27 protein-coding genes are annotated in these 23,900 nt (G+C 52.2%); 26 read left to right on the top strand and 1 reads right to left on the bottom strand.

Annotated elements, in window-relative coordinates; all coding sequences use genetic code 11:
• Window positions 1-336 precede the first annotated feature (336 nt).
• The 20 genes from trpE to GC101_RS06965 all read left to right on the top strand — a co-directional run bounded on the left by trpE (window position 337) and on the right by GC101_RS06965 (window position 18,315).
• The gene (gene trpE, locus GC101_RS07060) at window positions 337-1,893 is read left to right on the top strand and encodes an anthranilate synthase component I (RefSeq protein ID WP_171716676.1); all 1,557 of its coding nucleotides are present in this window, start codon (window positions 337-339) and stop codon (window positions 1,891-1,893) included.
• A gap of 133 nt (window positions 1,894-2,026) precedes the next feature.
• A complete protein-coding gene (gene trpD / locus GC101_RS07055; protein ID WP_039301835.1) occupies window positions 2,027-3,067 on the top strand; it encodes an anthranilate phosphoribosyltransferase in 1,041 nt (346 codons plus the stop codon).
• Window positions 3,057-3,887 (top strand): indole-3-glycerol phosphate synthase TrpC, encoded by an 831-nt coding sequence (gene trpC, locus GC101_RS07050; protein ID WP_171716675.1) that lies wholly within the window; start codon window positions 3,057-3,059, stop codon window positions 3,885-3,887. Before trpD ends, trpC begins: the two co-directional genes overlap by 11 nt.
• Window positions 3,880-4,560, top strand: coding sequence for a phosphoribosylanthranilate isomerase (locus GC101_RS07045; protein ID WP_171716674.1), 681 nt, complete (start codon window positions 3,880-3,882; stop codon window positions 4,558-4,560). The genes trpC and GC101_RS07045 overlap by 8 nt, the downstream gene beginning before the upstream one ends.
• On the top strand, window positions 4,557-5,753 hold the full coding sequence (trpB, locus tag GC101_RS07040; protein WP_039301842.1) for a tryptophan synthase subunit beta: 1,197 nt from the start codon (window positions 4,557-4,559) through the stop codon (window positions 5,751-5,753). The genes GC101_RS07045 and trpB overlap by 4 nt, the downstream gene beginning before the upstream one ends.
• Window positions 5,753-6,574: a tryptophan synthase subunit alpha gene (gene trpA / locus GC101_RS07035; RefSeq protein ID WP_039301845.1), complete on the top strand. Its 822-nt coding sequence runs from the start codon at window positions 5,753-5,755 to the stop codon at window positions 6,572-6,574. Before trpB ends, trpA begins: the two co-directional genes overlap by 1 nt.
• Window positions 6,575-6,630: 56 nt before the next feature.
• Window positions 6,631-7,728: a histidinol-phosphate transaminase gene (gene hisC / locus GC101_RS07030; protein ID WP_171716673.1), complete on the top strand. Its 1,098-nt coding sequence runs from the start codon at window positions 6,631-6,633 to the stop codon at window positions 7,726-7,728.
• A gap of 57 nt (window positions 7,729-7,785) precedes the next feature.
• Entirely contained in the window at window positions 7,786-8,880 is a 1,095-nt protein-coding gene (locus GC101_RS07025; protein ID WP_171716672.1) for a prephenate dehydrogenase, read from the top strand.
• A 980-nt stretch (window positions 8,881-9,860) separates the two neighbouring features.
• Window positions 9,861-10,448, top strand: coding sequence for an RNA polymerase sigma factor (locus GC101_RS07020; RefSeq protein WP_039309865.1), 588 nt, complete (start codon window positions 9,861-9,863; stop codon window positions 10,446-10,448).
• Between the two features lie 5 nt (window positions 10,449-10,453).
• Complete coding sequence (locus GC101_RS07015; protein ID WP_039309868.1) at window positions 10,454-11,044, top strand: anti-sigma factor family protein; 591 nt, start codon at window positions 10,454-10,456, stop codon at window positions 11,042-11,044.
• Between the two features lie 157 nt (window positions 11,045-11,201).
• Window positions 11,202-11,789 (top strand): histidine phosphatase family protein, encoded by a 588-nt coding sequence (locus GC101_RS07010; RefSeq protein WP_171716671.1) that lies wholly within the window; start codon window positions 11,202-11,204, stop codon window positions 11,787-11,789.
• 90 nt (window positions 11,790-11,879) lie between these two features.
• Complete coding sequence (locus GC101_RS07005; RefSeq protein WP_042138613.1) at window positions 11,880-12,968, top strand: hypothetical protein; 1,089 nt, start codon at window positions 11,880-11,882, stop codon at window positions 12,966-12,968.
• Window positions 12,969-12,979: 11 nt separating this feature from the next.
• Window positions 12,980-13,486 (top strand): gamma carbonic anhydrase family protein, encoded by a 507-nt coding sequence (locus tag GC101_RS07000; RefSeq protein ID WP_171716670.1) that lies wholly within the window; start codon window positions 12,980-12,982, stop codon window positions 13,484-13,486.
• Window positions 13,487-13,504: 18 nt separating this feature from the next.
• Window positions 13,505-13,684, top strand: a complete 180-nt coding sequence (locus tag GC101_RS06995) for an IDEAL domain-containing protein (RefSeq protein WP_039309877.1) — start codon at window positions 13,505-13,507, stop codon at window positions 13,682-13,684.
• Window positions 13,685-13,764: 80 nt separating this feature from the next.
• Window positions 13,765-14,190 (top strand): DUF2487 family protein, encoded by a 426-nt coding sequence (locus GC101_RS06990; protein ID WP_171716669.1) that lies wholly within the window; start codon window positions 13,765-13,767, stop codon window positions 14,188-14,190.
• 221 nt (window positions 14,191-14,411) lie between these two features.
• On the top strand, window positions 14,412-14,966 hold the full coding sequence (locus GC101_RS06985; protein ID WP_042138610.1) for a Rieske (2Fe-2S) protein: 555 nt from the start codon (window positions 14,412-14,414) through the stop codon (window positions 14,964-14,966).
• Window positions 14,967-14,971: 5 nt separating this feature from the next.
• Complete coding sequence (gene qcrB / locus GC101_RS06980) at window positions 14,972-15,643, top strand: menaquinol-cytochrome c reductase cytochrome b subunit (RefSeq protein ID WP_020427667.1); 672 nt, start codon at window positions 14,972-14,974, stop codon at window positions 15,641-15,643.
• 97 nt (window positions 15,644-15,740) lie between these two features.
• Window positions 15,741-16,616 carry a menaquinol-cytochrome c reductase cytochrome b/c subunit gene (locus tag GC101_RS06975; protein ID WP_042138609.1) on the top strand — a complete coding sequence of 292 codons (876 nt, stop codon included), beginning with the start codon at window positions 15,741-15,743 and terminating at the stop codon, window positions 16,614-16,616.
• Between the two features lie 90 nt (window positions 16,617-16,706).
• A complete protein-coding gene (locus GC101_RS06970) occupies window positions 16,707-17,354 on the top strand; it encodes a DUF1405 domain-containing protein (RefSeq protein ID WP_171716668.1) in 648 nt (215 codons plus the stop codon).
• Window positions 17,355-17,409: 55 nt separating this feature from the next.
• On the top strand, window positions 17,410-18,315 hold the full coding sequence (locus GC101_RS06965; RefSeq protein WP_171716667.1) for a sporulation protein YpjB: 906 nt from the start codon (window positions 17,410-17,412) through the stop codon (window positions 18,313-18,315).
• Between the two features lie 398 nt (window positions 18,316-18,713).
• Here GC101_RS06965 and GC101_RS06960 read toward each other — a convergent pair whose 3' ends face one another.
• Window positions 18,714-19,586, bottom strand: coding sequence for a YitT family protein (locus GC101_RS06960; RefSeq protein WP_039309886.1), 873 nt, complete (start codon window positions 19,584-19,586; stop codon window positions 18,714-18,716).
• A 167-nt stretch (window positions 19,587-19,753) separates the two neighbouring features.
• Here GC101_RS06960 and GC101_RS06955 point away from each other — a divergent pair, with 167 nt between their 5' ends.
• From GC101_RS06955 to bshA, 6 genes are all read left to right on the top strand, one after another.
• On the top strand, window positions 19,754-20,083 hold the full coding sequence (locus tag GC101_RS06955) for a nucleotide pyrophosphohydrolase (protein ID WP_039309889.1): 330 nt from the start codon (window positions 19,754-19,756) through the stop codon (window positions 20,081-20,083).
• A gap of 59 nt (window positions 20,084-20,142) precedes the next feature.
• Complete coding sequence (locus GC101_RS06950; protein ID WP_042138606.1) at window positions 20,143-20,664, top strand: tetratricopeptide repeat protein; 522 nt, start codon at window positions 20,143-20,145, stop codon at window positions 20,662-20,664.
• Between the two features lie 33 nt (window positions 20,665-20,697).
• A complete protein-coding gene (gene dapB / locus GC101_RS06945; protein ID WP_171716666.1) occupies window positions 20,698-21,501 on the top strand; it encodes a 4-hydroxy-tetrahydrodipicolinate reductase in 804 nt (267 codons plus the stop codon).
• 15 nt (window positions 21,502-21,516) lie between these two features.
• Window positions 21,517-21,939, top strand: coding sequence for a methylglyoxal synthase (gene mgsA, locus GC101_RS06940; RefSeq protein ID WP_039309895.1), 423 nt, complete (start codon window positions 21,517-21,519; stop codon window positions 21,937-21,939).
• Complete coding sequence (gene bshB1, locus GC101_RS06935) at window positions 21,939-22,643, top strand: bacillithiol biosynthesis deacetylase BshB1 (RefSeq protein WP_171716665.1); 705 nt, start codon at window positions 21,939-21,941, stop codon at window positions 22,641-22,643. Before mgsA ends, bshB1 begins: the two co-directional genes overlap by 1 nt.
• Window positions 22,644-22,735: 92 nt before the next feature.
• Window positions 22,736-23,893 (top strand): N-acetyl-alpha-D-glucosaminyl L-malate synthase BshA, encoded by a 1,158-nt coding sequence (gene bshA, locus GC101_RS06930; RefSeq protein WP_171716664.1) that lies wholly within the window; start codon window positions 22,736-22,738, stop codon window positions 23,891-23,893.
• The last annotated feature ends 7 nt before the right edge of the window (window positions 23,894-23,900 follow it).

Genomic DNA, 23,900 nt, shown 5'->3' with positions numbered 1-23,900 from the left:
TGCGGGGTTGTCATGAACCGCCGCCATCATGTATAGTGTAGTTAGCCGAGTGAAGCAGAGTATAGTTGAGTTGAGTATAGTTGAGCAGAGTGCAGGACTTTTTTTGAAGAGCAGACCATTGATTATCAGCATTCTTTTTTTGGTATACCCGTATAGAGTTTGTGCAGCAGCTGCCCATACGCTATAAGTGTATCCTCTGAGGGGATGATCTGTACTCGATTTGGTTTTTGCCGGTCCCAGGTGCTTATTCACATACTTGCTAACACAAACCTCTACTCCGGTAGAGGTTTTTCTGTATTTCGGACATTACCTATAGAATCCCAGGAGGTTAGCCAAGTGACGAATCCGAGCATTGAAGAAGTAGTGTCACTGTCGCGGAAGTATAATCTGATCCCGGTAGTGAAGAGGCTGCTGGCTGATATGGAAACACCCATCCGCTTGTTCCAGCGTTTTGCCGAGCAGGATCGTGCATTCCTGCTGGAGAGTGTAGAGGGCGGCAGTCAATGGGCACGTTATTCCTTTATCGGCAGTGATCCGTTCCTGATGATTTCAGGCAAAAAAGGCCTGATCCACGTTGAAGTAGGCGGTGAAAAAAAACAGCTGCCTGGCAAACCTGTCGAGGAGCTTAAGGCGCTGCTCCGCTCCTACCGCAGTCCCAAGCTGGACGGGATGCCGCCGTTTACGGGCGGTGCTATCGGATTCTTCGGTTATGATCTGCTGCAGTATTACGAGAAGCTGTCTGCTCATGCCGTAGATGACCTCAATATGGATGATATCCGCTTCATGTTCTGTGACCGCATCATCGTCTTCGACCATGTGAAGCAGCAGATTCTGCTGGTGGGCAATCTGCATATCAAGGATGGAGATACCGATTCCGAGATCCGGGCAAGTTATGAGGAACTGAGCCGCCGCCTGGAGAACATGGCTGAAGAGCTTCAAAAGGAAGGACCGAAGGAGAACGTCAACCGCCGCAGCATCCCGCAGGACATTGAGCTGGGTGAGATTCACTCCAACCTGACCAAGGAACAATACATTAGCAATGTGGAGCAGGCCAAAGAGTACATCCGCGCCGGTGATATCTTCCAGGTGGTGCTGTCCCAGCGGCTGCATATAGAAACCGAGGTATCTCCACTGCATGTGTACCGGATGCTGCGGACGCTGAACCCTTCACCTTATATGTATTATCTAAAAATGGACGAAGAAATCATCGTAGGCACTTCACCGGAAGCGCTGGTAAAGGTGGATAGCAGCGGACGGGTTGAGACCCGCCCGATTGCCGGAACCCGGCCGCGCGGAGAGACCGAGGCGCAGGACCGCCAGCTCGCCGCTGAACTGCTGGAGGATGAGAAGGAACGCGCGGAGCATCTGATGCTCGTGGATCTGGGCCGTAATGACCTGGGCCGTGTGTCGAAGTTCGGCACGGTGAAATGCGACTCGTTCATGGAGATCGAGAAATACTCGCATGTGATGCATATCGTTTCGAACGTGTCCGGGACGCTGGCAGACGATAAAGATTTCTTCGATGCCTTCCTCTCCTGCCTCCCGGCAGGGACTGTATCGGGGGCACCGAAGCTGCGGGCGATGGAGATCATTGCCGAACTGGAAAAGGAAGCACGCGGCGCTTATGCCGGCGCCATCGGTTATCTCGGCTTCTCCGGGAATATGGATTCCTGCATAACCATTCGCACAATTATTTTCCGCAAAGGCCGGGCTTATGTGCAGGCTGGAGCGGGAATTGTCTGGGACTCGGTTCCGGAGAAGGAATATGAAGAGACCCTGAATAAGGCCAAGGGCATGCTGAAGGCGATCCGGATGGCCGAAGCCATGTTCCCCGCCGAGGTTAAGGAGAAGCAGGTTATCAACCAGGATTATATGTACGAATATACCCCGTGAGCCGGGGATAAGCAGAGATGAGCTAAGACGAGCAGAGAATGCTCCATACTTTTTTTGGCGTATGCTTCCGGAGCCGGTTTGTAAGAAGCTGATTCAGGAAGTCCGCCTACAAAACTCTTAGGAGGGAATCAATATGGAAGCAAGCCAGTTAATACAATCAGGAATTGCCGGATTAATCGAAGGCAAGGATCTTACCCGCACACAGGCACGGGAGGTAATGGGGACCATTATGGAGGGGGCGGCAACACATGCGCAGATCGGTGCACTGCTCACGGCGCTGCGTATCAAGGGTGAAACGGTAGAGGAAATCACCGGGTTCGCGGAAGCGATGCGCGGTTTCGGGACTCCGGTACTTACGGAACGTAGCCAGCTGCTCGATACCTGCGGCACCGGAGGCTCCGGTATCCATAAATTTAATATCTCCACCGCCTCGGCAATCATCTCCTCAGCCGCCTCTGTAAGAGTTGCGAAGCACGGCAACCGTTCGGCTTCCGGCAGAGCGGGCAGCGCCGATGTACTGGAGGCGCTCGGCGTCAATATTCATCTGAATGCGGAGCAGGCCCGGCAATGTCTGGATAGCATAGGGATCTGCTTCCTGTTCGCACAAATCTACCATCCGTCAATGAAGCATGCTGCTGCTCCCCGCCGTGAGCTGGGTGTGCGTACTGTATTCAATATGCTTGGCCCGCTGACGAATCCGGCAGGAGCTGACCGGCAGCTCATGGGCATCTATGACCGCAACAAAACGGAGACTGTGGCCAAAGTACTGGGCGAGCTGGGCTCCAAGCGGGCAATGATTGTCAGCAGTCTGGACGGTCTGGATGAAATCAGCATCTCGGCGCCGACCCAGGTCTCCGAGCTGAGAAATGGTGTGGTCACAACCTACGAGGTTACACCGCAGGAGCTCGGGCTGAGCCAGCATCCGCTGGAGGATGTGCTCGGAGGTGATGCGGCCGAGAATGCGGCAATTATCACTACAGTGCTGGAAGGACAAATCAATCCATACCGTGATATCGTATTAGCGAATGCCGGGGCATGCATCTATGTTGCCGGTCTTGCAGATACACTGCGGGAAGGCGTAGACCGGGCAAGAGAGGTAGTGGATTCAGGAGCAGCACTGCGCAAGCTGGAACAGTTAAAAGCCATGACGAAGGAGCTTGATTATGTATCTTGACCGGATTGTTGCCACCAAAGTGAAAGAGGTTGAGGCGTTAAATAAGACATTTTCATTGGAAGAGGCTGAACGGGCTATCGCTGCTCTGCCTGCAACGAGAGGGTTCCGCGCTGCGCTGACCGGGCGGCGGAACCGGGACATGGGGCTGATCGCCGAGGTGAAGAAGGCTTCGCCTTCCAAAGGCCTGATCCGTGCCGATTTTGATCCGGTTGCAATTGCTAAAGGCTATGCAGCAGGAGGCGCGGACTGCCTGTCTGTGCTTACGGACCGGGAATATTTTCAGGGCAGCGGATCGTATCTGCAGCAGGTAAGGGAAGCGGTGGAGCTTCCTCTGCTGCGCAAAGACTTCATCATTGATGAGAAGCAGATCTACGAAGCGCGCCTGCTGGGAGCAGATGCTATTCTGCTCATTGCCGCTATTCTGACATCTGAACAGCTGAGCGCATTCACCGATACCGCTGCAGGGCTTGGCCTGGATATCCTGATTGAAGTGCATGACCGTGCTGAACTGGAAATGGTGCTGGCCACCGGCAAGGCTGTTCATTCCGGCGTGCTGCTTGGCATCAACAACCGGAATCTGAAGACCTTTGAGACCGCGCTTTCTGCCACAGCCGAGCTTGCGGCACTGCTTCCGGAGGGACTGCCGGTCATTAGTGAGAGCGGGATTACCGGTCCGGAGGACATCGCATTCTTAAGCAAGACCCGGGCTACCGGCGTGCTGGTAGGAGAATATCTGATGCGCCAGCCGGATGTAGAGCAGGCTGTCCATCAGCTGCTCGGACCGCTTCCTGCAGGGAAGGACCGTGCGCTGCATGGCTGATACACTCGTAAAAATCTGTGGACTTCAGGACGTTGAAGTGCTAAAATCTATGAAGAGTTTGCCTCTGGATTATATCGGATTGGTATTTGCCCCGAGCCGCCGCAGAGTGACTGCTGAAGCTGCTGCCGAGCTTGTTGCAGAGCTGAAGGAGTGGGAGACTGGGACAGCACCCCGCGTTGCTGGAGTCTTCGTCGATCCGCAGCTTACAGAGCTGACAGAGCTGCTCAGAACAGTACCGCTGGACGTCGTGCAGCTGCATGGGCAAGAGAGCCCGCTGTTCTGCAGCGGGGTCAAGCAGGCTTTTCCGCAGATTCAAGTATGGAAAGCACTTTCTGTGGCGGGCCATGCCCCTGATGCCGGAACCGGCATTCATGCTCTCCTGGAGAGCTACGCAGGCACAATCGATGCGCTGCTCCTGGATACCTATGATCCGCAGGGCAGCGGAGGCTCCGGACGTACGTTTGACTGGGAACAGATTCCGCTATATCAGCAGGCGGCGGCGGAAGTAGCGCTGCCTTTATTTATAGCCGGAGGACTGCACCCGGACAACGTGAATGAGCTGCTGGACGGCTACGCGCCATATGGCGTGGATGTATCCAGCGGAGTGGAGAGTAACGGCCTTAAGGATATCGCAAAAATGACAGCTTTCGTGGAAAGGGTGAAGCAATCATGATACAAGTACCGGACAAGAACGGTCGTTTTGGTTCTTTTGGAGGCCGCTTCGTTCCTGAAACCTTGATGAATGCACTGATTGAGCTGGAGGAGGCCTACCGTAAATTCTCGGCAGACCCGGCATTTCAGGAGGAAATAGATTACCTGCTTAAGCAGTATTCCGGACGCGAGACCCCGCTGTATTATGCAGAGCGGCTTAGCAAACACCTGGGTGAGGCGAAGATCTATCTGAAGCGTGAAGACCTGAACCATACAGGTGCGCACAAGATCAACAACGCTATCGGACAAGGCATTCTGGCCAAAATGATGGGTAAAACCAAGGTGATTGCCGAAACAGGAGCCGGCCAGCACGGCGTGGCTACCGCTACAGTTGCAGCCCTGCTCGGTATGGAATGCAAGGTATTCATGGGCGAAGAGGATACCCGCCGCCAGGCACTGAACGTCTTCCGTATGAAGCTGCTTGGTGCAGAGGTGATTCCTGTAACCTCCGGGTCAAGAACCCTGAAGGACGCCGGTAATGAGGCACTGCGCTACTGGGTGAGCAACGTTGAGGATACCTTCTATATCCTTGGCTCTGCCGTAGGCCCGCATCCCTATCCGATGATGGTCCGTAATTTCCAGCGGATTATCGGGGATGAGACCCGCCGCCAGATTCTGGAGGCGGAAGGACGCTTGCCGGATCTGCTGGTTGCCGCGGTAGGCGGAGGCAGTAATGCCATCGGCATGTTCTATCCTTTTATGGAGGATGAGCAGGTTGGTATGATTGGTGTTGAAGCTGCCGGCAAGGGAATTGATACTCCGTTCCATGCAGCAACCATGAGTAAGGGGAGTCATGGCGTCTTCCAGGGATCACTCAGCTACCTGCTGCAGGATGAGCACGGACAGGTGACTGAAGCCCATTCTATATCGGCCGGACTGGATTATCCAGGTGTCGGCCCCGAGCACTCCTATCTCAAGGATATTCACCGCGCACAGTATGTGCCGGTTACGGATGACGAGGCGCTGGATGCGCTGAAGCTGCTCTGTCAGACGGAAGGCATCATCCCTGCCCTGGAATCTGCCCATGCGATTGCCCATGTGGTAAAGCTCGGCAAGACACTGACCAAGGATGATATTGTAGTCATCTGCCTGTCCGGACGCGGCGACAAAGACGTGGAATCGATCATGGCGTATACGGAAGGGGCGGGGAAATAATGACTACCGAAACTACAAACCGGATGGATCTGACCTTCAAAAAGCTGCGGGCAGAGGGCCGGGCAGCCCTGATTCCTTTTCTTACCGTAGGCGATCCCGATCTTGAGACGACGCTGGATATTATCGCTGAGCTGGAGGCGGCCGGTGCGGACATTCTGGAGCTCGGCGTTCCCTATTCCGACCCGTTAGCCGACGGTCCGGTCATTCAGCGGGCTTCCTCCAGAGCCTTGCGCAGCAATATTCATCTCCGCACCTGCATGGAGACAGCCCTTAAGGCACGTCAGGCCGGCAGCCAGCTGCCCTTCATCCTGTTCACCTACTATAATCCGGTGATGCAGATGGGGCTAGATACCTTCTTTGCCGAGCTGGATGCCCATGAAATCAGCGGGCTGATTATTCCCGATCTGCCTGTTGAAGAGTCGGAGGACATGCGTGAGCGCAGCCGTGCGGCCGGAGTGAATCTGATTCCGCTGGTAGCCCCGACTTCCAGTGAGCGGATTGCGCGGATTGTTTCCGGCGCCAGCGGGTTCGTCTACTGTGTATCTTCGCTTGGTGTAACCGGAGAACGGTCTACCTTTCATACCGGGGTGGATGACTTCATTCAATCCGTCCGCCGCTCTACAGACCTGCCGATCGCTGTAGGATTCGGGATCTCTACTGGAGAACAAGTGTCCCGGTTTGCGAAAATTTGCGATGGTGTAGTCGTCGGCAGTGCGATTGTCCGCAAGGTAGAGGATGTTATTCCTCTGCTGGCCCAGCCGGAGACAAGAAGTGCCGGACTGTTGCAAATTCGTGAATTTGTGGCACAATTAAGACCATAACGGTCTGCATACTGACCTGATACTAGCCAATTACTTCTAGAGAGCGAGGATGGGCCATGAACCCGAAACCTAATATCGTCGACCTCCCTGTCTACAAGCCGGGGAAACCGATTGAAGAAGTCAAGAAGGAGCTGGGCTTAAGCGATGTTATTAAGCTGGCATCCAACGAGAACCCTTACGGGGCAGCGCCAAGCGCAAAAGCCGCTATTGTAGCGGAACTGGATAATCTGTATTTATACCCGGACGGTTCCGCTGCCGAGCTGACTGCAGCATTGGCCGGACATCTGGGAGTAGCAAGTGACAACATTATTTTCGGCTGCGGGTCTGACGAGATTATTGCTCTGATCGCACGGGCGTTTTTCCTGCCCGGTGATGAGACTATAATGGCGGACCAGACCTTCTCCGTCTATAAGAGCAACGCTGATATAGAAGGTGCTGTATCTATTGAAGTACCCTTGAAGAATGGTACCCATGATCTGGATGCCATGCTGGCGAAGATTACGGACCGTACGAAGGCAATCTGGATCTGCAATCCGAACAATCCGACAGGAACCATTGTGCCGGAGGATGCCCTGATTACTTTCCTGGATGCAGTTCCGGCTGGAGTTATGGTTATACTGGATGAGGCATATTTCGAATACGTGACCGATCTGAGTTACTCTGACGGGATTAAACTTCTGGATACTCATCCCAATCTCGTTGTACTCCGCACGTTCTCCAAGATCTACGGTCTTGCTGCACTCCGCATCGGTTACGGCGTGGCCAGCCCGCAGATTATCTCCTTGATCAATAAAGTGCGGGAACCGTTCAATACCACCCGCTTAGCCCAGGTAGGGGCGCTGGCTGCATTGGCTGATCAGCAATATGTCCAGCAGTGCCGGTCGCTTAACAGTGCGGGGATTGTGCAGCTGCAAGCTGAGTTCCAGCGTCTAGGCCTTGAGTCCTTCCCGGCACACGGCAACTTCATCATGGTGGATGTGCGCAAGCCGGCCTTTGAGGTCTTCGATGCCTTGCTGCGGCAAGGTATTATCGTGAGAGCAGGCCACCACCGCTACCCGACCTACATCCGGGTTACTGTCGGCTCTGCCGAGCAGAATACGGCCTTCATCGCTGCCTTGGAGAAAGCGCTTGAAGAACAGGGAGTACGCGCATAACCTATATCAGAAGAAGCAGGATTGACGATATCACAGAAGGCAGGTAGTTCTAAGAACATGACGACAAAAATAGCAATTTTCGGTGTCGGTCTGATCGGCGGCTCACTGGCCCTTTGCTTCAAAGGCAAGGAGGGCCTGACCGTAGTAGGGCATGCCCACCGTCCTGAATCAGCAATCAAATATGTCAGCAGAGGTGTAGTCGACGAGGCTACCCTATCGCTTGAAGAAGCGGCGCTTGGCGCCGATTATATTTTTCTGTGTGTGCCTGTTGGCATGATAGAGGATTATCTTCAGCAGCTAAGCCGCCTGCCGCTGAAGCCGGGCTGTATTATCACCGACGTCGGCAGCACCAAGGCCAGCATAGCCGCCTGCGCAGTTTCCCTTGACCTTCCCGGTGTGCATTTCATCGGCGGCCATCCGATGGCCGGCTCGGAACGCTCGGGTGTAGAGGCAGCCTCCTCCTTGCTGTTCGAGAATGCCTATTACGTGCTGACGCCTCCGCCCGGAGTTCCGGAGGAAGCTTATCTTGCACTGGAATCCTTGCTTCTACATACCAGAGCGCATATTGTCCGGCTTGACCCGGAGCGCCATGATGAGATTGTCGGAGCGATCAGCCACCTGCCGCATATTATTGCGGTGGCGCTGGTCAATCAGATTCATGCTTACCATGATTCAGACTCTTTGTACAGCACACTTGCGGCCGGCGGCTTCCGGGATATTACGCGGATTGCCTCAAGTGATCCGATCATCTGGCGCGATATCCTGCTGAATAACCGCTCGGTTATGCTGCGTCTGCTCAAAGACTGGAATGACGAGGTTTCTTCATTCATTCATTTGCTGGAGCAGGGCGATGGTGCGGGGATTGAGTCGGCCTTCCATGAGGCGAATGAATTCCGCAGCCAGCTGCCTGAGCGCCGGAAGGGAATGATTGTCCCGTTGTTCGACCTTCATATTGATGTTCCCGATCATCCCGGGATTATCGGACGCATCACCACAGAGCTGGGCGACCAGGGCATCAACCTTAGCAACGTGCAGATTATTGAGAGCCGGGAGGATGTACCCGGGATCATGCGCCTGTCGTTCCGCCAGGAGCATGATATGGAGCGGGCCAAGGTTGTGTTGCAGCAGAATGATTATACGGTATATGTATAGCGAAGAGCCGGGGCATGATGCCCCGGCTTTTTCTTAATCTAAGAATTTATTTGCTGTGCATGATTACTAGTCTTTTCATTTCTCGCTGAAACGCACTGTCCTTAAGGACGGCTTAGCCGCTTCCACTTGCTATCAAACTGTCAGGCCAGCCGCTTCTCCCCAGATCCAATTATCCTGAAGCGGACTGAGATTCCGTTATCTTGTTCTATGGAACACGAAAGAGGGCATTCCAGGTCAATTAAGCGATTCTGAGTCCGATTAACCGGCAATTTCGCCGATTTTACTCAAATAACGTATTCTCAGTCCTCCTCACTGACGGGCAGGTTATGAAGGCTGCGGCAACTCTCAACGTTCAATGACGCAGAGCGGAAGATTTCGCGGAGCGTATTTGTGTCGTCACGGACTGCGCTTCGGATGATTAGGTTAGGGAAGAATAATGCGGGAGCAGCCATCAGCCTGTAAAATACCCAATTGTTCATAAAAATGCACAAAAAAAGACCGCTTACAAAGTAAGCGGCTACAATTCACAATGAATTGGAATTGTACAGTGTTTGGATAGGAGTGGAGAGAAACCATACTGTACTTTTATTATATGTATACGGTTACATTCTGTCAACCCCTTTATCAAACTTAAATAATACCGCTTTCAATATTCGACTTCCCGCTGAATCTAAAAGTCTATTAATGTCATCCTGTTAGAATGTATGCTATACTGGGTTAAGTATGTTTATAGATTTCTTCCAAGTATAGGGAGCCATATGCCTATCTGAACAGTAATAGAAATTTGTAAAGATGCGAATTTCTTTCTGTATTTACATACAGTATGCCTTAATTAACGGCTGGTTGAATATACATAGGAAGTATTTCATTTAATCGTGCAAATTTGTAGCAATGCCGCAACTTTTTCTTACCTGACCGGTATACACAGATACGGACCGGACGGGATTAAACGTGCAAGGGCGAGGAGGGCCGAACTCACCATGACGGATTCCCAGTTGATCCAGCTTATTAAGCAAGGAGATACAGAATTATACTCGGAATTGATGCGACGTTATCAACGCAAGATACTGGCGTTCGTGTATCACATGCTTAAGAATTCCCATATGGAGCTGATTGCCGAAGACCTCTGTTCTGAGACCTTCTACAAGGCTTTCCGGAGTCTTCATTCGTTCCGTGAAGTGGATGCTTCTTTTTCTACATGGCTGTACACTATTGCCCGTAATACAGTGCTTAGTGAGCTGCGCAAGAACCGTGCCGGAAATGTATCGCTTGAAGAGAGCGGTTATACTCCTGTGGCACCGCTTGACGTTGCCCCCGAACAGGCGGCATTACGTAAGGAACGGATGAATCTGGTCCGTGAAGCAATTAACAATCTCCCGGAGAAGCAGCGTTCTGCGCTCATTCTGCGTGAATATGATCAGATGGATTATCAGGAAATTGCAGTGATTCTGGATCAGAGTGTCAGCTCCGTGAAATCACTATTGTTCCGCGCCAGGAGCAGTGTGAAGCTCCAGCTCGAATCCTATTTCTATGAGCCTGAATTTGATGAGCAGGCTGAGAGGGTGTAAGGCCAATGAATTGCAGGGAAGCGCAGGATTCCATTCCGCTCTTGTGGGACGCTCCCCCCACGGATCCCAGACGGATTAGACTGGAGAAGCATATCGCGACTTGTTCCTATTGCAGTGCCGAATGGGCGTTGTGGCAGGAGACAAGTGAGCTTATGCAGGACTCAAGGTTTGAAGTCAGTGATGAACGCGCAGAAGCGATTAACCTTAAGGTTATGGAGCGGATCTATCTGGAAAGCCCCTGGCTTATGCCCGGGGACGGTAAATCTGCGGGCAGCTCCGCTGTTTTCCGCCGCCGTCTGAGCCTGTGGATCGCCTGTTTTCTGGCTGTGTTCATCTCCAGCTTTTTATATTTCACCATGTTCAAAACACCCTCGAATACTACTGCGGCCCAGAGCGGGATTGTAGAAACAGGTGTGGCAGGACTGACACTGGATTGGTCATCTTCTTATCCGGTCGAGTCAGAGGGCGGTATTATTGAACCGCTTGTAGCCAATATGGGCCCTTCCCACCCGCAATACTGGATGGTGTTGTCGACGCTTGGCGTCGGGTTGTCTATATTCCTGCTGGTACGCCTGAACCGTTACCGTAGACAATGAAAGCCCCTTTACTTATATAGTGAAGAGGGCTTTTTCGTATCCGGATATGAGCTTCAAGTGAGGAATAGACCTGTAATTTTGTTAAAAAAGAAGACATTTGTTTTCATTCGTGTTACATTATTAAGCAAACATAAATGGAAGGGAAAGGTGATAGGCAATGCTGATCGGCTTAATACGCCACGGGCTGACGGATTGGAACGCGGAAGGTAAGATTCAGGGACAAAGTGACATTCCGCTTAACGACGAAGGCCGCAGGCAGGCTGAGATGCTGGGTGACCGGCTTCTGCAGGAGCCTTACCACTGGGACTATTGCATTACGAGCAGTCTTTCCCGCGCAGCTGAGACAGGAAAGATCGTTGCCGCCAAGCTGGGAATTCCTTTACTGGAACCGGATCATCGAATCCGCGAGCGCGCTTATGGCCAAGTAGAAGGCATGACGGCTGCAGCCCGCGAAGCTAAATGGGGCAAGGACTGGAATCAGTTAACACTGGGGCAGGAGAGCGATGCGGCGCTTCAGGTCCGCGGGCTTGCTTTTCTTGAGGATCTCTCAGCCCGTTATCCGGATCAGAATGTACTGGTCATCTCCCATGGAGGGTTTCTTGCACAGCTGTATACCGCGCTATACAAAGACAAGTATTCGGAACGGCTCGGCAACCTCTCCCTGACGATTTTGGAGAAAAATGAGCAGGAATGGAATCCGTTATTGTACAACTGTACCCGTCATATCTTGCAGAATCAGCGTTAACCCGACCCTTCGGGTTATTTTTTTTGCGTAATAAGGAATAAAAAGGGCTGTATTTCCCATAATGGTAGTAAAACGGTGAGGCGATAAAAGATGAATCTGGCGGATATGCTCACTTACGCAGACATTGGTCAGCTTACCGCCATTGCGGGACGCTATGAATGTGAGTGCAAACGGAATTCCAAACATGATTTGATTCAGAGTATTCTCATTACCTTGGGCAGCCGTGAGTTTATGGAGTCTCATATCCGGGGCTGTACCCCGGAGGAACTGCGGTTCCTGAACACTTTGCTATTTGATGAGCGCAGCCATTTCAGTCTGGAAGATCTTCTTGCCGCCGCAAGGCAGGCATGTTTTGACACACCCTCCGGTAAAAGCGGCAGCTACCGCGATATGGTCAGCAGGTTCAAAAACGGCGGCTGGCTCTTTACCGGTGCATCGCAGCAGAGCAGGTATCTGTTTCAGGTCCCGCTGGATCTGAAGAACCGCTTCCGCGACAGGATGGGGGAGCACCTGAAGGAAGGGATTACTCCAAGTCCTGAACCGGCAATGTACCGGGGCGAGGGTGATCTGCTGGCGGGCGATCTGCTGCTCTTCCTGCGCTATGTGAAGGAGAACGAGCCTGAACTTGGCCAGGAGGGGGCACTGTATAAACGCAATCAGCAGGGAGTGATGAATGCCTTGCAAATTGCTGAGCCCCTGCTGGGCAAAGGCGGGTGGAGATTCGGCTACGGCAGGGCCTGTGAGCATTATCCGCCGAGATTTGCCCTGCTGTATGATTATGCCCGCCACCGCCGCTGGATCTCGGAGGAGGGCTACCGTCTGAAGCTCACAGCCTTAGGGGAGCAATTCCTGGAGGAAGGGAAATCGGAAAAGCTGATGCAGTTATTCTCCTTTTGGTTAAGACTGTATAAAGGCGCAATTCCAAACCTGCCGTCGCTAGTCTATTGGATCAGTCTTAGTGCAGGCAGATGGGTTACAGTGGCTTCATTATCCGAAGGGCTGGGCTGGCTGATTAAGCCGTTCTATTATGATGATGCCGGTGCCATACTCGAACAGCGTATTCTGCGGATGATGCTGCATCTGGGTATGATCAGACTCGGAGAAGGTGCCGAAGGACCGGTGGTCATGATGACGCCCTGGGGAAGTGAAGCGGCCGTACCGAAGCTGCTGCTCAAGTAAGGGGGAGAGAGATGCGGATTGCTTATGGGAGTTACATACCGCAGCTTGATGAATCAGTCTATGTGGCGGAAGGCGCTAAGCTCGTTGGCGATGTAAGGATGGGGAAACAATCCAGTATCTGGTTCAATGCCGTGCTTAGAGGAGATTTGGCTCCGGTGATAATCGGAGAGCGCTGCAATATCCAAGATGGTACGGTGGGTCATGTGGCTGAGGGTGTACCGCTAATTCTGGGTGATGATATATCGGTCGGCCATTCCGCGATTATCCACGGCTGCCGGATAGGCAAAGGCACATTAATCGGAATGGGAGCAATTGTATTGAACGGAGCAGAGATTGGTGAATATGCTTTAATAGGAGCCGGCTCCATTGTAACCGAAAACAAAATCATTCCGCCGTACACGCTCTCCTTAGGCACCCCGGCCAAAGTGATCCGTGAGTTGACCGAACAGGATCTGCTGAGGATGGCACGCACCAGTGAAAGCTATGTGAAGAAGGCATTGGAATACGGAAACTCTTAAACAGCGGAGGTGTATCGAATGGACAAAATGAAGGCTACCTATGAAGTGATGCTGGGGCTTGCTGCAGAAATGGTTTGGGATGAAGCGTTAAGAAAGCGTCGTACCGACATCTTGTACCGGAAGATTGACACGGCGCTGGCTGCCGGAGATGAGGCGGCTTTCCGGAATCTGACTGAAGAACTGAAAAGTTTGGCATAAGGAAATGCGCCTGGCGCATTTCTTTTTTTACAATTATGATGTTCTAAATGCTGCATGAGCGGCAAGAAGGGGGCCAGCCGATGAAATTCAGTGATTTTGACCGTGAGACTTGGGAAGCCAACGGACAGTTCTATGATACCTGTGTTATTCCGTATACAGGACTTCAAGGGACGGAGACACCTCCCGAGACTGTTGCAGCGCTGGAGCGTCAGCGTGATTTCCTCGATTTAGTCGAGAAGCCTTTTCAAGGGCGGGTAGTGACGTATCCGGCGGTACAGTATGCAGGAGCAGAAAGTATAGCTTTACTTAATGTCCTTTGCCAAAAAGTCAAATCCATTGGTTTCCAGTATGTAATCGTGTCATCCGCAAATGAAGTGCTTTTAACAGAAGAGGTTTATGAAAGCGATTTACTCCTTTGCCAGCCTGAAATGAAGAGGGATTCTGAGACTCCGGTGAGCACCCGTATACGGGATGAAATCCAGAGATTATGGTTAAATGTAAAATGAGTTAAATGTGACGAAAAATCAACAATTATTCTGAAATCAGCCACAAATGCCTGTCACAATTTAGACAATATTCTTGACGGGTTTTGGAGCCTAAGCTATGATTAGGGTGAACTTATATGTCATGTGATTTTTTTCATTGAAAACGAATTAATTACCAGAATTGTCTTTGAACGGACTCTGCAGGTGCCTTCTCAAATTTTGAAAAGGGGGTTACACACAGTATGAGCAGCCTTAATGAAGAACAGGAACCGCTTCCGCAAGAACAGCCCCAACGGAAGGATATATCGCGTAGACAGTTTTTGGCCTATACACTAGGCGGTGCCACCGCTTTTATGGGAGCCGGAGCCATTCTGCCGATGATTCGTTTTGCCGTAGACCCGATATTACATAAAAAAGGCGAAGGAGACTTTATCAAGGTAGCGGAAACGTCCAAGATTACCGATGTGCCCCAGGAGTTCACCTTTGAACTGCCACAGCAGGACGGATGGTATGCCAGTACAGCAATGCTGACGGCGTGGATCCGTAAAGATGAGAGCGGAGAAATTTATGCGCTTTCACCGGTCTGCAAGCACCTTGGCTGTACGGTAGGCTGGAACAATGATAAGGCTTTTCCGGATGAATACCACTGCCCTTGCCACGGAGCGCGTTATACGAAACTGGGCAAGAATCTGGCGGTAGCCCCGAAGCCGCTTGACCAGTACACCACCAAGATTGACGGCGGCTGGGTGTATCTGGGCGACATCGTTCCAAATACTGAAGCTAAGAAGGAGGCGTGAATCCAATGTTTAAAAATGTCTATAACTGGATTGACGAACGTCTGGATATTACGCCGATCTGGAGAGATGTTGCCGACCACGAGGTTCCCGAGCATGTCAATCCGGCCCATCACTTCTCAGCCTTTGTCTATTGCTTCGGCGGACTTACTTTTTTCATAACCGTCATTCAGATTCTGTCAGGCATGTTCCTGACGATGTATTATGTACCCGATATCATAAATGCCTATGCCAGTGTGGAGTACCTTCAGACCAAAGTCGCCTTCGGCCAAATTGTCCGGGGGATGCATCACTGGGGAGCGAGTCTCGTTATTGTCATGATGTTTCTTCATACGATGCGCGTGTTCTTCACCGGCTCCTATAAAGCTCCGCGCGAGATGAACTGGGTCGTCGGGATGCTGATCTTCTTCGTTATGCTGGGGTTGGGATTAACCGGCTACCTGCTCCCTTGGGATAACAAGGCGTACTTCGCAACCAAGGTTACCCTGGAGATCGCGAACTCTGTTCCGGTTATGGGGCCGGTGCTGAAGGAACTGATGCAGGGCGGTACGATTGTTGGCGCCGAGACGCTGACCCGCTTCTTCGCCCTCCATGTATTCTTCCTCCCGGCGGTCCTGCTTATACTGCTGGTCGGACACTTCATTATGATCCGCAGACAAGGAATTTCCGGCCCATTGTAATTGAGGCTCACAAAACTTAAGAGTATGCTTCCGAAGCGAGTTTTGTACGAAGCGGTTCGAGAAGCAGAGGCTCACAAAACTTTTAGGAGGAACGGTCATGGCGCATAAAGACGACTCCAAAGAGAAGGTGGTATTCGTAGGGGATTCCCGGGTCCGCAGGGGCAACGGGTTCATTACTCCGCCTGACTATTCGGCCTATCCGGGCAAGTCTGAAGCTTTTATACCTAACTTTCTGCTTAAGGAATGGATGGTTGGCGTAGTGGTGCTGGTGGGTATTCTGGTTCTGACGATATCGGAGCCGGCTCCGCTCGGATTTCCCGCGAATGCCACAGCGACGGTAATTCCTATCCCGGACTGGTACTTTCTGTTTCTCTATCAGTATCTCAAGCTGCCCTATGCATCGGGAGATTATATCGTGCTGGGAACGCTTGGCGTGACCGGTGTGGCGTTTGGATCACTGCTTCTGGCCCCTTTTCTGGATACGGGCCGTGAGCGCCGGTTCTACCGAAGACCGATTGCTTCCTCACTTATGTTCCTGTCCCTGGCGGCCATTGTGTACCTGACCAATACCGCCTGGACGGAATACAAGCATGAAATGGCGGAGACGGGACAGATTCCGGAGGATGTGCAGCGTGAGGAGAAAGCGGCCGAGAACAGGGCGGCTGGCTTGCCTACCACAACTGTCGTCCAAACGAAGGACATTGCCATTGTGGACAAGGATGATCCGGCGATGGCACTCTATAAGCAAGCCAGCTGTGTATCCTGCCATGCGGTAGATATGAAGGGCACCGGAGGGCCGCCTTCACTGCGCGGGGTCGGGGATAAGCATGATAAGGCAGCGATTCTTACTATTATTAAAGAAGGCAAAGGACAAATGCCTCCGATGTACGAGACCGCTATGGGAGCAGGGCTGTCCGAGCAGGATATTGATGATCTGGCCGGCTGGCTTGCCAAACAAAAAAGCGAACAGTAAAATAAAATTAACGCAAACCTGATCGTGCATGCGGTCAGGTTTTTGCTTTTGTTGAATTGAAGCTGCAACAGTCGGGAGGAAGTTGTCTATATGCCGGTTCATTGGTTTGACAGATTATTCAGGGACAGAAGGATCATCTGGCTGTTGTTCATCGTGAATCTTCTGGGTACGGTTTACGGATACATGTGGTATGGCAATCAGCTGGCGTTCACGGCTGAGAATTATCCTGTCTGGCTCTTGCCCTTTGTTCCGGACAGTCCTACGGCCAGCCTGTTCTTTACAATTGCATTATTGCTGCTGCTCTACCCGCCGAAGGGGCTTACGGGAACCTTGGTTCGTCAGCTGATCGAGGCGCTGGCCGTAGTCACATCGGTGAAATACGGCATCTGGGCGGTCAGCATGATTGTGGCCGGCGGTTATCAGGGCGATACGGTCAACTGGAAAGACTGGATGCTGATGATTTCTCATACCGGAATGGCGGTTGAAGCACTGATCTATGCCCGCTACTTCTCCTTCCGCAGAATGCTGCCCGTTGCGCTGTTATGGACTTTCGCGAATGATATGGTGGATTATTCTGAAGGCGTATTTCCGTGGCTGCCATCAGTGCTGGATGATGATATCAGTGCCGTACAGTATTTCACCATGGGTCTTACCTTGTTCAGCACAGCTGCTGCGTGGTTATTCGGCGGCAGGACAAGGCGTCCTGCACTTCCGGGCAAACCTGCTGAGAGGCACTGACAGGCTGTTCTAACTCTTGTCCTTCCGCCATACATTAAGGTGGGAGGGATGTCTCATGCCGCGCAGGAGAAGGTTCATACTGTCAGGGATTGTGTTGTGCTGGCTGCTGGCTGGCATGAATGGAGGTAGGGTTCTGGCCGGAGCGGAAGCGGCGGCGGCTGGTGCCAATTCTGGAACTGAAGCATACATAGAGGCAACAGGATTCACCGTCAGTGATCCCGCTGCCCTCACCGGCAGAAGCGGGGCGCAGCGGCTGGAGCAGGCAGCCGAAGCCCTATATGCTTATGTGCTTGAAGGTGATGTGGTCAAGGCTAGGCAGGAGAGTGAGGAAATCTCGCAGATTTTTATCTCCTCTTCCTTCGAAGGGTTGACATCGGTAGAGGGAATCCATGCGCTCTCTACAGTGATTATGGACATGAAGTCTGCAGTGGCTGCTGTAGAGACTTCTCCCCAGCGGTGGGAAGCTGCCGCAGCCAGGCTCCGGCTCGCCGCGAACAGTCTGAATCACCCCCGACAGCCCATGTGGCTGCAGTATTACAAGCTGGTCCGCGAGGATCTGAATAATATGGAGCAAGGCGCTGCCGCTAATGATCTGAAGAGCTGGAAGGCCGCTCTGGCCAGACTGCAGAGCCGGTACGATAATATCCGGCCTGCGGTGATCATCTCCCGGCCGCCCGAGGCTGTCAATACGTTCGATTCCTGGATCTCGTATGCCCAGGGGATCGCCACCTCCGCGCAGCCGTTGGAACGGGCCCGGCTGCTGGAGATTGTGTCTTACGGGCAGGATGCAGCCCGGGTCATGTTCGGCAAAGAGCGCGATGAGCCGGCCTTGTCGCTGCCGCTCGCCCCGCAGCAGTACGGGGCCTGGGGGCTGCTGGCAGGCGCATTCATCCTTACCGTGCTGGCCTACGCCGCTTACCGCAAGTACCGGGGCCAGAACGGCGATTGGAAGGCTGTATAGCCGGGAGGGTGGCATTCGCTGAAGCTGGTGTTCTTCCCATCAGGTGTATGAATCCTCAATACTCACAAAAGCTCCCTTTCCGCTGAGGCGGATGAAGGGAGCTTTTTGAGTACATTTGAAACTGTAACTAACGAAGTAAGTACAATGTTGCTGACGGAACCTGAATTCCTCAGGTTTGCACAGTGTAAACAAAAATGTTGTACATACTACAACTTGAATATCAATATACCAGTGTATTCGGGAAGATTGTTGTATGGAATACAAGAATTCCACTGTTAATCCGCCTGGAGAAGGCGGGTTGTTGCCTTTTATACAACAATTTCGGATTATGACCAAGATTATAAGGGGAATGTTGTACTATGTACAGGATTTCATGTTAACAGCTTCCCCTCAGCTAATCAGGTCTCCCGGAAGCCCTCACCGTGCACATCATGAACGTCGCTGATAATGACGAAGGCCTTAGGGTCAACAGACTTGACCAGCAGGCTGAGCCGGCGGATTTCCTGTCTGGAAACAACGCAGTACACCATGTGTTTGGCCTGTTTGGAATAGGCTCCGATCGCCGGGATCAATGTGACGCCGCGTTCCATCTCTGCGGTAATCAGCTCGGCAATCTGCGGAGCATCATCACTGATGATGGTGAACGCTTTGGCGGCATAAGCCCCCTCTTGAATGAAATCAATGACACGTGAAGCAATAAAGACGGCGACCAGGGTGTACAATATTTTTTCACGGGGGATATAGAGCAGGGAAGCGCCAATAATGATCACATCGACTGCCAGGATAATCTGTCCCATACTCCAGCCGAACTTGCGTCCGAGAATCCGCGCTACAATATCTACCCCGCCGGTGGTGCCGCCGAAACGGAAGACGATCCCCAGTCCCAGCCCAAGTGTTACCCCGGCATATAATGAAGCAAGAATAAAATCATGCTCCGTACTGAACGTTACAATCCAGCCTGCATTAATCATTCGTTCGAACAACCAGAGGAAAAACGACAGGGCGCCGATACCAACGCCTGTGTAGACGATCTGATTCGCCCCCAGCACCTTCCAGCCAAGCAGGAAGAGCGGGAGATTCAGCAGCAGTGTGGTCAAAAAGATCGGTATGCTAAAGGCGTAGTTGAGCAGGATGGTAATCCCGGTGACTCCGCCTTCCATCAGCTGATTGGGTACAATGAAGTACAGAAGTCCGAAGGCGTAGATAGCAGCTCCCAGCATGATGGGGGCAATGGTTTTGCTGATGGTGCTGAATTTAACTGATGATTTCATATAATCCCTCGCCTATGCCTCTAAAGGGCAGTTTATAGGTAGTTATTCTCACGGATACAGCTGCAAATCCACGAAGACTTTCAAAAAAGATTTGTCTTCAAAACGTCTTTACGATAACATAGGGGCAAACAGAAGGCAAGAACAGACGGGGGGTGAAACAACAATTTATGGATAAAAGTCTTAGTGACATTCAGCGTGAGGTTGATCAGTATATCTCACAATTTAAAGAAGGCTATTTCAGCCCGCTGTCCATGCTGGCCCGGATGTCCGAGGAAGTCGGAGAGCTGGCGCGGGAGGTAAACCATCAGTTTGGCGAGAAACCGAAAAAAGCGGATGAAGCCGATAACTCGATCGAGCTGGAGCTGGGCGACATTCTCTTCATTACCGTTTGTTTCGCCAATTCACTGGGCATAGACCTTACTGAAGCCCATAACAAGGTTATGCACAAGTTCAATACCCGCGATGCCGGGCGCTGGACGCTCAAAAACACCGATTAGGCCTTTACTACATATGCTGTACCAAACGAACGGGATTTAGCCGTGAGGATGGTGAGGATATGAATCATAACGACTATGTAAAAGCGGCATACCGCTCTATTCTGCGCAGTGACTTCGCTGAGGCCATCACTCTGTTCGAAGCGGCCATTGCGGCAAGTCCGGATGATGCTGAGGTAAGGTACCGCTGCTCCATCACCTATGCCCGCAGCGGAATGCTGGAGAAGGCGCTTGAACACGCTGTAGCCGCACGCAAACTGGATGGTTCCAAACCGGAATATGATCTGCACCTTCAGCATTTGCAGGCACTGCAGCTCGTGCAGGAAGCGAAACGGCTGCTGGAGGATGAGGCGGCGGTGCCGGTGAATCCATACCATCCGGTTACCTTGCTGAAAGAAGCGGTATCGCTGGACCCCTTATATGGGGATGCTTATGTATGGCTGGCTATTGCACACAGCCGGATGAACGAGCATCTGCAGGCGATAGCTGTACTGAAAGAAGTGATGTCGCTGCACCCGGATGATACCGGTCTGCGTCAGCTGATGAAGGATCTGCAGAAATCGCTGCAAAAATATATACAATAATATCAGAGCCAGGGAAAGCGGGGAGGAATTAATTTGAGCGACAAGATCAGGGTTATTGTCTCCGGAGCCGGAGGAAGAATGGGTAAAGAAGTTGTGAAGCTGGTGCTGCAGGATGATGAACTGGAGCTGGCAGCCGCTGTCGACCGCTCTGCGGGCGACAGCGATGCCGGCCGGATGGTTGGCCTTGAGGATAGTGGTATTCGGGTGACTTCGGACCTGGAGGCAGCTCTTGCAGGAGCTGCTGCAGATGTGCTGGTGGACTTCACCATTCCGCAATCAGCCTACAGCAATACTGCCCTGGCCATCAAATATGGCGTTCGACCGGTGATCGGGACTACCGGATTTACGCCTGAACAGATCGCCGAGCTGGACAAGCAATGCCAGGATCAGGAGATCGGCGGACTCATTGCACCGAACTTCTCCATCGGAGCCATTCTTCTAATGAAATTCGCAGCCCAGGCTGCCAAATATTTCCCGCACCTGGAGATAATCGAGTATCATGGAGACCAGAAGCTGGATGCGCCATCAGGAACAGCCATTAAGACGGCAGAGATGATCTCTGAGGCACGGCAGGAGCTTCGCCAGGGACACCCGGGGGAAGAAGAGATTATTGAGGGATCACGCGGCGGTTACTACAACGGGTTCCGGATTCATAGCGTACGTCTTCCCGGCGTTTTTGCCCAGGAAGAAGTGGTATTCGGCGGGTTTGGACAGTCGCTTAAGATCCGCCATGATTCATACGAGCGTGCCGGGTATATGCCGGGAGTCAAGATGGGAATCCAGAAGGTGATGGGGTATACCGGTTTGATTTACGGATTTGAGCATTTTATAGAATAGACGGGGGAGAGCAACATGTTAAAAATCGCATTTATCGCACATGACCGCAAAAAAGATGAGATGGTGAATTTCGTAACCGCCTATGAGCATGTATTTGAAGGGCATCAGTTATATTCCACCGGAACGACCGGACAACGGATTATGGAAGCAACAAAACTCGTCATTCACCGCTATATGTCCGGCCCGCTGGGCGGAGATCAGCAGATTGGCTCCATGGTGGCGACGGATGAGCTTGATTTGATTATTTTCCTGCGTGATCCGCTTATGGCACAGCCGCATGAACCGGATATCACGGCACTGCTCCGCCTGTGTGATGTGTATGGAATCCCGGTGGCAACCAATATTGCCACAGCGGAAATTCTGGTAAAGGCAATTGACCGCGGAGATTTCGGCTGGCGCGAGCTGGTACATAAATACAAACCGGGTGTGGATGAATAATGAAACTCGACATTCTGGTATTCGGCGCTCATGCCGATGATGCGGAGATCGGCATGGCGGGAACCATCGCCAAACACACGGCTGCCGGCTTCAAAGTGGGGATGTGTGATCTGACACAGGCGGAAATGTCCTCGAACGGAACGGTGGAGCTCCGTAAACTTGAGGCGCAGCAGGCTGCAGACGTGTTGGGGGCTGCGGTGCGTACGAATCTGGGACTTCCTGACCGGGGGCTCTATATGACAGAGCACCATCTGGCGGCAGTGACTGCGGAAATCCGCCGCTATGCCCCTTCCATAGTGTTCGCCCCTTACTGGGAGGACAGGCACCCGGATCATATCGCCTGCAGCAAGCTGGTGGAAGAGGCCGTATTTAACGCCAAGCTGCGTAAGTATATGCCGGACATGCCTTCTATCCCTGAACCGCAATTATATTTCTATTTCATTAACGATCTGGGCCGTACCGATCTGATTGTCGATGTAACGGAACAATATCCGCTCAAAGAGCAGGCGTTGTCCTGCTACCGGTCACAATTTGGCATTCTCCCTGGTGAAGATGCTGTGAAGACCCCTTTAACAGAAGGGTATATCGAGCGCGTCCGTTCGAGAGATATGCTGCTCGGACAGCGGAGGCTCATTCCTTATGCAGAAGGGTTCGCCGGCAAGGTGCCGCATACGGTGGATTACTTCGATGCTGCCGGTAAATAAGGCTCGGATTTGAAAAAGCCCGAAAAACAACTATAATAAATTCATGTCATTACTTGAAGTAATAGATTTATGTAAAATGAAGGGGCGGAGCTATGGACCGGCTGAAAATAGGCATCACTTGTTATCCGTCTCTTGGCGGCTCGGGCGTAGTGGCGACTGAACTGGGCAAGCTTTTGGCCGAGAAGGGCCACGAGGTCCACTTTATTACACACAGCATCCCGTTCCGGCTGGGAACGTTTCAAAAGAATATATTTTATCATGAGGTAGAGGTTAACGATTATTATGTGTTCCGTTATCCGCCTTATGATCTGGCGCTTGCGACCAAGATGGCTCAGGTAGCCAAGATGCAGAAGCTGGATCTGTTCCATGTGCATTATGCGGTGCCGCATGCCGTCTGTGCTTTTCTGGCCAAGCAGATCCTGGGCAACGACATTAAAGTGGTTACAACCCTGCATGGCACGGATATTACCGTACTGGGCCAGGATGAATCCCTGAAGGATCTGATCCGCCTGGGCATTAACGAGAGTGATGCGGTGACTGCCGTCTCCCAGGATCTCATCAAGGAAACACGTAAGGCGCTTGATATTACACGGGAAATTGATCTGACCTATAATTTCGTGGACAAACGGGTGTATTATCCACGCGATGTAACGGACCTGCGCGGTGACTACGCTGCTCCGGATGAAAAAATCCTGATGCATATCAGCAACTTCCGTCCGGTTAAAAGGGTAAGTGATGTGGTGGATGTGTTCGCGAAGGTGAATAAACATCTGCCTTCACGTCTGCTCCTGGTGGGGGAAGGGCCTGATCTGCCGAAGATTCAGGCCAAAATCAGCGAGATGGGCCTGGATGACAAAGTGCGGTTTCTGGGTAAGCAGGATGAAATTGCCCAGGTGATTTCACTGGCTGATCTGCTGCTGCTCCCTTCGGAGAAGGAGAGCTTCGGGCTCGTTGCCCTGGAGGCGATGGCTTGCGGCGTTCCGACCATCGGGTCCCAGACCGGCGGGATTCCAGAGCTGATTCAGCATGGCAAAACCGGATTCCTCGCGCCGGTAGGCGATACTCAGACAATGGCTGATTATGCGGTTCAGCTGCTCTCGGACGACGCGATGGCAGAGAGCTTCAGACGCGCCTGTCTGGAACGGGCCTGTCATGATTTCAGCAGGGATATGATTACGAATCAATACGAAGATATATATTACCGCGTGCTAGGACGCAAGGTACTCGGATTGGATCCTATCCGGGGGTAAGGAGCAG

Source organism: Paenibacillus phytohabitans, from assembly GCF_013141775.1.
GTDB lineage: Bacteria > Bacillota > Bacilli > Paenibacillales > Paenibacillaceae > Paenibacillus_AQ > Paenibacillus_AQ phytohabitans.
Note: the sequence above shows the minus strand (reverse complement) of the source record. Positions and strands in the feature narration are given on the sequence as shown.